The following is a 10,029-nucleotide window of genomic DNA, read 5'->3' as shown; positions in this document are numbered from 1 at the left end:
CTCCCTCCCCCTCAACAGGGCCCCCATCCCTCTCATGCGTTCAGAACCTCGCCGTGGTACGCCGTGCAGCCCTTGCCGTCCTGAAGGCTGACACCTCGTTCAAGGCCAGCCTGCCCAGGCGCGTGCGGCAGGCTGGTCACGACGACACCTACCGCACCCACCTTCTCACCCTCGTCATTTCATAGGCCTATCGTGCGGGCTCCCTGCCTGCTTGGGGGAGCCCACGTGAAGCAGTGACGCCGTGTCCTGTCCGTCGAGCTGGGCGGTGAGCGCGCTGACGCCCAGCTCGTAGAGGGCGTCGCTGCCAGCGAGGCTGATGGACATCTGGGCGTCATCGTGGGGGGGCGCGGTCCGCGCCAAAGCCAGACACGGGGTGGGCGTGGTGTTCGTGAGCCACGACCTCTCCTCGGGAGCGTGCGGTGGGCTTCAAGGATGTGCCGCGCCCCTGACGAATGGGAGAGCGGGGATTCGTGCTGGATCGGCGGAGTCTCGCGGCGCCCTCCCGCCCAGCCACGTGTGGCTCGGCGGGAGGGGGCCGATCGTGCGCCCGAGGCAGGCTGGCCGCTCGCGCGTCAGAGCGTGCGCATGAACGCGACCAGGTCCTTCTTCTCCTGCGCGTTGAGCCGGGTCTCCAGCACGAGGTTGAAGAACTCCACCGTGTCCTCCAGCGTCATGAGCCGCCCATCATGGAGATAGGGCGGAGAGTCCTTGATGCCTCGAAGGGGGAACGTCTTGATGGGGCCATCGGAGCCCATCACCGCGCCGTTCACCAGCCGGGGCTTATAGAAGCGCTCCGCCTGCAGGTTGTGCATCAGGTTGTCGGTGTAATACGGCGGGAGGTGGCACACGGCGCACTGCGCCTTGCCGAAGAAGAGCGTCTGTCCGCGCAGCTCCTGCTGGGTGGCCTTCTTCGGGTCCAGTTTCCCGTCGAAGCGGAGCTTGGGGGCCGGCGGGAAGTCGAGGAGGGCCTGGACCTCCGCCATGAAGTGTACCTGGCTGCCCCGCTCGAGGATGTTGACCCCTTTCTTCGTCGCGATGACCGGGTCGCCATCGAAGTACGCCGCGCGCTGCTCGAACTCGGTGAAGTCCTCCACGGTCTTCAGGGCCCGCTGTGAGCCGAACAGGCGCTGGATGTTCACCCCGCGGAGCGTCGGCGTATCGATGCGGTGGCGGAACTCCTGGGGCCGGATGTCGCCCACCAGGTGCGTGGCGCCATTGGAGTGGCCGTTGACGTGACAGTCGAAGCAGCTCACGCCCCGGCTGGGCAGCTCGGAGCGGCGGTCGGCGGTCTGATTGAACTGCTGCTGGGGAAAGGGCGTGACGAGCAGCCGGAGGCCTTCCAGTTGCTTCGGATTCAGGAGGCCGTTGAACAGCTCCTGGACGTTCATGATGGTCACCAGCTTCCCCTGCGAGACATCCCCCAGGTCCGGGCGCGTGGTGAGGAAGATGGGCGGCGGGAACTCCGGCAGCAGGTGGTCCGGCAGGTCGAAGTCGAGGTCGAACCGTGTGAGGTCCCTCCCTTCCTGCCGCTTGATTTCATCGATGTGGAACTTGGGGAAGACCATGCCGCCTTCCGGATGATTCGGGTGGGGCAATGGCATGAAGCCCGCGGGGAAGAGCCCCCTGTCTCGAATCGCCTCCGGGCTCATGGCGGCGAGGGACTCCCAGGTCACGCCCTGCGGGAGCTTCACCCGCACGCCTTCCTGGACGGCTTTCCCCCGGGACATGGTGACGCCCCGGGCCGGACGGTTTCCCAGGTCATAGCGGTGTTGGAGGAGCTGCTGGTGGCGCGCGGTGATTTGGGGCTTCTCCGCCTTCATCCGCGCCATGACGTCAGCGAAGGGCTCCGTCTGGGCCACGGGCATGTAGCTGGTGCTGCCCCGCCGCTGCACTTCCTGGGCGTGGGACATGCCTGTGTCCATCATGAAAAGGCCCATGACTGCGACAGCGATGTGTGGGATTCCCCCCTGCGGCTTCATTCAAGTCCTCCTTGGGTCTGACTTCACCCGGAATGGTGCCCTGCTGTTCAGGCAAGGTATTCAATTGCGGCGGGGGTTTGTCCGAACCGGGGGCGAACCGTTGGCCAGTTCATACGTTGGCGCTGGTCCACGCCTGCGCAGCCGGGGGCCGCACGCTCGCGAAGCGGCGGCGGTCTCCGTCTCCGCTCACTGCATCGGGGGCGTTCGGGGGTGTGTCCTCGTCCTCCCTACCGGACAGGGGCCTCGTGTTCCTGGGCCGGCGGTGTGCACAGCGCGCGCACGGAGGCACGTCGTGCCAGGCAGAAGCGAGAGGCGCTCAGTGCCTGGACCACCACGTGTCCGGCGCGCGTCAGGTGCAGGGTGTCGCCCTGTCGCAGCACGTGGTCCTTCACGTCCCCTTCGCAGGCGAGCCACAGCAGGCCCTCCAACATAGTGGACTTTCGCAGAGTTGCTCAGGAGGACGTTCGACTTCGAGGTGTACGCCTGCGTGAGGAGTGGAGGCAGGCTTGAGGGGCTTTGCGTACGTGAATGGGCCCCCGGGGTGCGGGCAATTCTGGAGCACCTGGGCTTGCCCACGGGATGTGCGAGGTTGGCCCCGGCACGAGGGCCCCCCAGGCCGCGTGGTGTTGAGCCTCAAGAGGCGCCAAGAGGTCCAGGCCCCTGCTACGCACCTGAAGGGAGCGCGGTCTGGGCAGGCGTGTACCCCAAGGGGGCTCAAGCGGCCTGTCCACCGGCCGGGAGCATCACTCAGGCGGCCCCGTCAGTGGCCCTCCTCGGCGCCTCTCACCCTCTCTCCCCTTCAACAGGGGGGGGCCCATCCCTCTTATGCGCATGCGCCACCACCCCGTGCTTCAGAGCTTGGCGTGCCACTCCTTCAGCAGCGCCGCTTCCTGCTCCCGCGTGATGCCGGCACGCAGCGTCGCCTGGCGCTCGGCCGGCTGGCTGCGGAACCACGCAAGCAGATCGGTCACCGTGGTGTCGAAGGGGCGGTAAGTGAGCCCGGCCGCCATCGCCCGGGCATTGCTGACCGCCCCGTAGCCCGCATAGGGCCCGCTCTTTGACGACACCCAGATCGGCAGCTCGACCTTCTTTTCCTCAAGGAATTCCGGCGACACATGCGTGTACGTCGGCTTCTTGCCGGTGACCCGCTCGCAGCCTTTCAGCATGGCCGTGGTGCTCAGCAGTTTCGCCGGGCCAACAGCATTGAACGTGCCAAGCGTGCCCGTTTCAGCAAGGCGGATCATCCACTCGCCCAGGTCGCGGCCGTCGATGATCTGCACCGGGTCGGAGCCATCGCCGGGCACGAGCATCTCGCCGCCCTGCGCCACGCGGTGCGGCCAGTAAGTGAAGCGATCGGTTTCGTCGCGCGGGCCGACGATGTAGCCAGGCCGGACGATGGTGACGCGCTTGCCGAACTGCTTGTGCGCTTCGGCCTCGCTCAACGCCTTGAGCGGACCGTACAGGTGCTCGATGTCCGCTTTCAGTGAGTCCTGCGTTTCGGCCATCGCGTCCTTGCCTGCATACACCGCCAGCGGCGCGTCCTCGGTGATGCCCTGCTTGCTGCCGTCGGCATAGACGGAAATCGTCGAGATGAAGAGGTAATGCCCGACGTTGCCCTTGAGCACCTTGCCGGCATCGCGCACCCAGAACGGCAGGCTGGTGGGGTTGTCGATGCACACATCCCACTTGCGACCTTGCAGCGACTTGAGGTCGCCGGTATTGCGGTTTCCGAACAGCTGCTCGACCGCGCTCGGCCATTCCGGTGACGGGCGCTTGCCGCGGTTGAACAGCGTCACCTTGTGCCCGCGCGCGAGTGCGTAGTTGACCTGGAACGGTCCGGTGAAACCGGTGCCGCCGAGGATCAGGATGTTCAGCGGTTTCGCCGCGCGTTTGATGGGCTTGGACGGCTTTGACCATCCCGGCAGGGCGGCGGAGGCAGCGGCGAGCGCACCGAACTTGATCAGGTCACGACGGGTGGTGGTCATCCAATGATCCCTGGCGAGTTGGCCGGAATTCTTAGCACATCCAAAACGGGATGCATGTGCGATGCGACATGGGTCCCGGAGCGGCCGGGAACCCGAACGGCCGCCCCCCGGGGGCGGCTGCATGGTCGTGCGGCAGTCCACGCGCAGCGTGTTCGACGACCCGCGCTACGAGTAGGCACGGCACTCGCGCGCGCCTTCACGGGTGATTGGGGTGCCAGTCGCTGGGCGTCACGTTGGTGGACACGGTGGGGAAGAAGGTCGCGTTCATCAAGGCGGCGGCGCGCGCAGCGGAGTGGCAACTGCGCGTCGTGTCCTCGCGGGCGTACCGGTTGCCGTTCTCCGGCGCCGAGCGCCAGGTGGCGGTGTCCGCGAAGGAGTAGGGCAGGGGAGGGCGGCCATGTGCCCATCGCTTTGTTTCGCGCCGGGTCGGCGAGCTCGCCTGTCATCGCGGGCTCAGCCGAAGCGCACCGCCTCGGAGCACCGCCTCGCCTGGGCCGGTACCGTGCTCCCAGGTGTGGCGTTGATGGCGATCTTCTTCCTCGCTTGCCTGCTCTTGACGGGCGGCGGCCTGGACGACTCCTTCATCACCTACCGCTATGCGAAGCATTTCGCCGGTGGGTATGGGATTGCCTGGAACGTCGGTGTGCTGTCGCGCGCTTCGCGCTGATTCGTCAGTCGGAGGGTTCCGTCACCGCCTCCACCGGCGCCGGTTCCGTCTCGGTTTGATCGACCTCGCGCCACCATGGGTCGATCGACTGCACCTGGCGCGGCTCGATCGGCTGCCCAAGCCGAGGCATGACCAGCGGCGCATTCGTTGGGGCGAGCTTCACGAGCGTCTCCGCAGGTTCGTCCCAGGAATGGATTGCGAGATTGAACGTGCCCCAATGGACCGGCAAGAAGGCGCCACCGCCCAACAGGTCGTGCGCTTGCAACGCATTCTCCGGTCCGAGGTGAATATCTCCCCACGCCGGGTCCCACGCGCCGACCTCGAGCATGATGAGGTCGAACGGTCCCAGCCTCTGCCGGATCTCGACGTACTCCTGGGTCAGGCCCGTGTCGCCGCTGAAGAAGACGGCGTGATGCGGACCGCGCACCACAATCGACGACCACGCCGTCCGGTTCCTATCGGCCACGCTGCGACCCGAGAAGTGCTGTGATGGCGCGGCGGTGAAGGTAAGGCCACCGACCTCCGCGGACTCCCACCAGTCGAGCTCGGTGATGCGCTCGGGTGGCACGCCCCACGCCTCCAGATGCGCACCCACCCCGAGTGAGGTGACGAACGGAACCCCGAGCGGGATGAGTTGAAGGATGGTCGGGTAGTCGAGGTGGTCGTAGTGGTCGTGCGAGATGACGACCGCGTGGAGCGGAGGAAGCTGACCGATTGTCACCGGCGCGGGGTGAAACCGCTTCGGCCCCGTGAAGGGAAGCGGGGAGATGCGCTCTCCCCATACCGGGTCAGTCAACACGCGCTTCCCATCGATCTCAAGCAGGACGGTGGAATGACCGAGCCACGTCGCGCGGAGCCCGCCCTGCACCGGGAGCAGCCACTGCTCGAGCGGATTGACGATGGGCAGCACGCCAGTCGGCACCCGCCGCTGGCCGCCACAGATGAACTCCTTCATCGTCGAGACAGCGGTGCCCTTCTTCAGCCCCTGAGTCACCAGGGATGTGTTGTGGAACATCCCGTCCTTGAAGCGCGGTGACGCCTTCATGCGTTCGAGCCGGGCTCCCTGCGCCTTGCTTCCGAGTACCTGCATGCTCCGTCCCTCTCTATTGCAGCTCCATGTTCGGTTGGTCGCCCACCCCTGCACCTGCCCAAGATTCGATGACTGAGCTGAACGAAAGGTCCAGCCAACCGTCAGTGCCGCCCTCTTGGCGAGCATGACGAAGCGCCGGAATCTGGGCCGGAGGTCATCGAAGCCCGAGCCACACGCACTACGTCGAACCCAGCCTCATCAGGGCTTCGGCAACGCCATCCGGGTGATGCGGGTTCTCGTTGCGCAGGGCGCGGAAGCCACACTTCTCGAGGACGCGAATCGACGCGAGGTTGTTGAGAGCGACCCACGCATGAAGTGGCCGGGTGGGCTCGAGCACGAGAAACTCGGAGAGGGCCCGAGTGGCGATGCCTTTGCCCCAATGCTCGCGACCCATCCAGTAGCCGACGAGGCGCATGGCATCCTGTTCCCAACTGCCGATGTGCCCAACGACCACACCGCCCATGACGATGGTGCGGGTGACGTTCTCTGCGCGGAGAACGTTGGTGCGCCAGTGGGTCATGAACGCATCGCGTTCCCGCGATGCAAATGCGGCCATGCGCTGCGCTTCTGGGTCGCGCTGGAGTTCGAAGAAGATGGGAAGGTCTTCATCCGTGACGTTGCGGAGGATCATCCTGAAAAAGCTCCGTCCAGTCTGCGCCGCGCGGTGTCCCTCCCAAGGGGACCGCGCGACCTCGAGGTTCGGGCCCACCGCTCCGCCCGCCCCGGCGCCCCAAGCCTCTGGGACGCGACGGACTTCGGGGCGAAGCAGGAAGGCTCAAGGGGAAGGCTGCAGCGCCTTGCGCTCCTTCGCGCAGACCTGGACCAGCTCCAACATGCTCATGCTGGTGCCGCCGATGTCGAACTTCTGCTCCTTGAAGTCGGGGTACCGGTTCTCGAGGATGCGCCCCTCCGCGATGCAATCGTTGAGCTGCGCGAGCGCCTCGCTCTTGCGCCCCTTGGAGAGGTGGGCCTTCGCCGCGTCGTAGGCCTTCCGCTGGCCCTCCTGGAACCGGAGCTCCACGTCGACCCGCTTCAGGGGCGCCTGCAGGGCCTCGGCCTTCTGGGCACACTGGACCATCACGTCCTGGGGCCCGGTGGGGACCCCGTCCACGAGCACGTCGATCGCCGCGAGGCTGGCGTTCTCCTTCACCATCCGGGCTCCCTCATCCTGGCAGGCCTTGAGCTTCTCCGCCGCGCTCGCGTACAAAGTCCTGCGCTTGCGCAGGTCCGCTGAGGACGCGGCGGATGCCGCCGCCTTGCCCGCGACGTCCAGCGCCTCACCGGTCAGACGGCGCAGCGTCCTCGCCTGCTTCGCGAACTCGAGCGCCTCGACCATCTTCAGCCAGTCGGCGCGCGACCGCTCGGCGGACGCCGCGTAGCTCGCGTCCTGCCGCTCCAGCGCCGCGTGCGCCTCGAACATCTGCATGACCTCGTCCACGCTCTTCGAGGCGGTCTCGACCTCGGCGTCGGTCGCCGAGATGGCCTTGGCGACCTCAAGCTTCTCCTTCGTGGTGGCCAGCCGGGACGAGAGCTGGACCCGGGCATCCGCCGCGGCCAGGACAATCTTCCGCCGGGTGATGCGGTCGCTCAGCTCCGCCATGCGCTCCTTCGACTCCTTGGCGTACAGGGCGTAGTCACGGTCCTTCTTGACGAGGGAGGCACCGGCCTCCAGCACCACGCCAATCTGCTTGACCGCGTTCTCCGCTGCCTGGAGTTGCGCCTCCGAGGGCGTCTCCTTCTGGACCTGGGTGACCAGCGCCACCGCGTTCTTCCGGGCCTCGTCCACCTTCGCGCGCTGCTGCTGCAGGTCGACCTCGTACCGGCGCCGCTCCATCGTCGCCCGCCCGTCCTTGAGCAGTTGACGCGCGTCGGCGGCGGCCGGGCTGATGGCGGGGTTCTTCACGTGGACCGTCTCGAGCGTCTTCTCCAGGACGACCATCGCCGTCTTCGCCTCCTCGAATTGCTCGGCGGTCACGGAGCGCTTCTCGACGTTCCGCAGCGCCTGGACGACCTCGACGCGCGCCGCGTCGAGGGTGCGTACCTGGAGCGCCACCTCCACCTCGACGAGCGTGTTCTTCACCTCGGCGAGGTACTGGCCAATGGCCTGGCTCCTCGCCGCCTGCGGCTCGTACTTGTCCACCAGCTTCCGGACGACGAACGCCGCGGTCTTGGCCTCGGAGAGCTGCTCGGGCGCGGGCCGCTTCACCCGGAGCGCCTTGGCGGCCGCACGGAGCTCTTCATGGGCGGGCTCCAGTTCCACCTTGACCCGAGAGACCCCCGCCTGAACCACGAGCTCATCCATCCGACGCCTGGCCTGGGTGACCTCGGCGCGGGCCTTCTCCGCCTCCGCGCGATAGGCCTTGTCCTGAGCCTCGAGCGGCCTGCCCTCCTCGAGCTGCTTCTGCAGCGCGGCCACCGCCTTGTCGGTGGCCGCGAACTTCTCGTCCGACCAGGCCTTGCCCACCTCGGCGAGCGAGCTCGCCAGGGTCTTGCGGCTCTCGTCCAGAAGGCCCCGCTGCTTCTGCGCCGACAACTGAAGCCACCGCTCGTCGAGCATCTTCCGGTGACGGGCGAGGGTCGCCTCGACCTCGGTGAGGTACATGGAGAACTTCGGATCCTGGCTCTTGAGGGGCCGGCCCTCCGCCGCCAGCTTCTCGAGCGCGTCCACGGCGGCGCGGGCCTCGTCCATCGCCTTGGAGCCCGGGGCGCCCTGGCCGAGCTTCGCCATTCGCTCGTTCAGGGGCGCGAGCGCGCCGTCGATGCGTCGGCGGTACTCGTGGATGTGGACCTTGGCCCGGCGCTCGTCGACGTACTCCCGCTGCGTCCGGAGCTGCTTGCGCGCCGTCAGGACCAGCTTCGCGTACTCGAGGTCCTCCGTCTCGAAGCTCGCTCCGGCATCGAGCGCGGCCTTCAGCGCCTCCACCGCCGCGAGGGCGGTGTCGAGGTCGGCGTTGCGCGGCGGCTCCACTTCGATCCGCTGCACGGCCGTCGCGAGGTCGGCGCGAGCACGCTCCACTCGCTTCGATGCCTCCTCGATGGACTTCGCGGCGCCAGCCTCAGCGGACGCGGCGGAGGCGAGGAGGAAGAACCCGATCAATACCAGCCCTGAAGTGCGTACCATTCACGCCAACCTACTACAGCGAAGGGGGAGCGCCCGGCATAGTGTCCGCCCCGCGCCACGCATCGGACAGGATGGACCCCACGCGCCCGAAGTTGTCGGAGAGGGGGGCCGACAGGCGCACATGAAGCGCTCAACGCACAACGTCCTCTTCGACGTGCTGAACGGGCTGCGCGCCGCGCGCCCGACCCCAGGCAGTGCTCAATCTGCTCGGCGCTCCCTGGTGCCCGCCTCAATCAGCCGGGGCGTAAAGGGGGGCAAGTTCGCCCCGGCTGATGAAGGGACGAAGCCAATCCTCGAAGTCGTAGATGAGCCCGGAGCCAGCCACGGCGGCATCCACTGCGAGGTCGGTGGTCGTGCGAAGGCCGACAATCAGCGGTCCCTTTGGATCGACGCTGAGGGTCACTCCTCGCTGAGCGCGGGTGCGAGCCGCTCGGGCAGCCGAGCTCCTGCGTCGGTGATCGTCACGCTGCACGTGGTTCGATGGAGCAACCGAACGCCGAGCCGGGCTTCCAGCCGACGGACAGCGTCTCCCAGGCGCGAAGCGCTGCTGCCCGCCACGCGAGCAGCGCTGTGGAATCCGCCCTCGCTAGCGACCGTCAAGAATGCTCCCTCAAGCAGGTGCGGAGGAGGTGAGCGCGGGGCTTGAGGCAGCGGCGAGGAAGTTGCCCACGGCACGTGTAGGTCTGGTGCAGCGAGCGCCTCGCCGCTCCGGCCAACGGCGCCGGAGGGGCACACTGAGGGCACATAGGGGGACGGAGGAAAAAGAAAAGCCCAGCAACCCCGGAGGATTGCTGGGCTCTCAATGGCGAGGAGTACGGGACTTGAACCCGTGGCCTCCGGCGTGACAGGCCGGCGTTCTAACCAACTGAACTAACTCCCCAGATGGGAACTGCGAGCGGCAAGGCTAAAAACCGAGCCTCTCACTAAAAAGCGAAGGGCCCGGAACCTTGCGATTCCGGGCCCTTCTAATTTGGCGAGGAGTACGGGACTTGAACCCGTGGCCTCCGGCGTGACAGGCCGGCGTTCTAACCAACTGAACTAACTCCCCACATCGGTACAACTGTGGGCGGAACAGGGATTGAACCTGTGACCATCGCCTTGTAAGGGCGCCGCTCTACCGCTGAGCTATCCGCCCGTCAGGCGTCCGCCGCGCTTCGGTGAGGCGGGCTTTTATCGGCCTCATCCGA

At 67.0% G+C, this 10,029-nt stretch carries 10 protein-coding genes and 3 tRNA genes; 2 read left to right on the top strand and 11 right to left on the bottom strand.

Annotation, left to right across the window (positions count from 1 at the left end):
• Positions 1 to 174: 174 nt before the first annotated feature.
• The 4 genes from F8M74_RS38160 to F8M74_RS28690 all read right to left on the bottom strand — a co-directional run bounded on the left by F8M74_RS38160 (position 175) and on the right by F8M74_RS28690 (position 3,964).
• The gene (locus tag F8M74_RS38160; protein ID WP_228560454.1) at positions 175 to 324 is read right to left on the bottom strand and encodes a hypothetical protein; all 150 of its coding nucleotides are present in this window, start codon (positions 322 to 324) and stop codon (positions 175 to 177) included.
• A gap of 248 nt (positions 325 to 572) precedes the next feature.
• Positions 573 to 1,910 (bottom strand): cytochrome B6, encoded by a 1,338-nt coding sequence (locus F8M74_RS28705; protein WP_228560452.1) that lies wholly within the window; start codon positions 1,908 to 1,910, stop codon positions 573 to 575.
• A gap of 296 nt (positions 1,911 to 2,206) precedes the next feature.
• Positions 2,207 to 2,410, bottom strand: coding sequence for a DUF2917 domain-containing protein (locus F8M74_RS28700; protein WP_141255706.1), 204 nt, complete (start codon positions 2,408 to 2,410; stop codon positions 2,207 to 2,209).
• A gap of 420 nt (positions 2,411 to 2,830) precedes the next feature.
• Positions 2,831 to 3,964: an SDR family oxidoreductase gene (locus tag F8M74_RS28690; RefSeq protein WP_141255705.1), complete on the bottom strand. Its 1,134-nt coding sequence runs from the start codon at positions 3,962 to 3,964 to the stop codon at positions 2,831 to 2,833.
• 206 nt (positions 3,965 to 4,170) lie between these two features.
• Between F8M74_RS28690 and F8M74_RS28685 the strand changes: the two genes are divergently transcribed.
• Both F8M74_RS28685 and F8M74_RS28680 read left to right on the top strand, forming a co-directional pair.
• The gene (locus F8M74_RS28685; protein WP_153881048.1) at positions 4,171 to 4,344 is read left to right on the top strand and encodes a hypothetical protein; all 174 of its coding nucleotides are present in this window, start codon (positions 4,171 to 4,173) and stop codon (positions 4,342 to 4,344) included.
• Between the two features lie 143 nt (positions 4,345 to 4,487).
• Positions 4,488 to 4,631 (top strand): hypothetical protein, encoded by a 144-nt coding sequence (locus tag F8M74_RS28680; RefSeq protein ID WP_153881047.1) that lies wholly within the window; start codon positions 4,488 to 4,490, stop codon positions 4,629 to 4,631.
• A gap of 4 nt (positions 4,632 to 4,635) precedes the next feature.
• Here F8M74_RS28680 and F8M74_RS28675 read toward each other — a convergent pair whose 3' ends face one another.
• From F8M74_RS28675 to F8M74_RS28645, 7 genes are all read right to left on the bottom strand, one after another.
• Positions 4,636 to 5,721 (bottom strand): MBL fold metallo-hydrolase, encoded by a 1,086-nt coding sequence (locus F8M74_RS28675; protein WP_163884601.1) that lies wholly within the window; start codon positions 5,719 to 5,721, stop codon positions 4,636 to 4,638.
• A gap of 178 nt (positions 5,722 to 5,899) precedes the next feature.
• Entirely contained in the window at positions 5,900 to 6,352 is a 453-nt protein-coding gene (locus tag F8M74_RS28670) for a GNAT family N-acetyltransferase (RefSeq protein ID WP_141255704.1), read from the bottom strand.
• Between the two features lie 144 nt (positions 6,353 to 6,496).
• Positions 6,497 to 8,842, bottom strand: coding sequence for a hypothetical protein (locus F8M74_RS28665; protein WP_141255703.1), 2,346 nt, complete (start codon positions 8,840 to 8,842; stop codon positions 6,497 to 6,499).
• Between the two features lie 399 nt (positions 8,843 to 9,241).
• Positions 9,242 to 9,400 carry a LysR family transcriptional regulator gene (locus F8M74_RS38155; protein ID WP_239004969.1) on the bottom strand — a complete coding sequence of 53 codons (159 nt, stop codon included), beginning with the start codon at positions 9,398 to 9,400 and terminating at the stop codon, positions 9,242 to 9,244.
• 245 nt (positions 9,401 to 9,645) lie between these two features.
• Positions 9,646 to 9,722 (bottom strand) — tRNA-Asp (locus F8M74_RS28655).
• A 91-nt stretch (positions 9,723 to 9,813) separates the two neighbouring features.
• A tRNA-Asp gene (locus F8M74_RS28650) sits at positions 9,814 to 9,890 on the bottom strand.
• A 15-nt stretch (positions 9,891 to 9,905) separates the two neighbouring features.
• Positions 9,906 to 9,977 (bottom strand) — tRNA-Val (locus F8M74_RS28645).
• Positions 9,978 to 10,029 lie beyond the last annotated feature (52 nt).

Source organism: Myxococcus sp. CA023 (assembly GCF_010998615.1).
Classification (GTDB): domain Bacteria; phylum Myxococcota; class Myxococcia; order Myxococcales; family Myxococcaceae; genus Myxococcus.
Note: the sequence above shows the minus strand (reverse complement) of the source record. Positions and strands in the feature narration are given on the sequence as shown.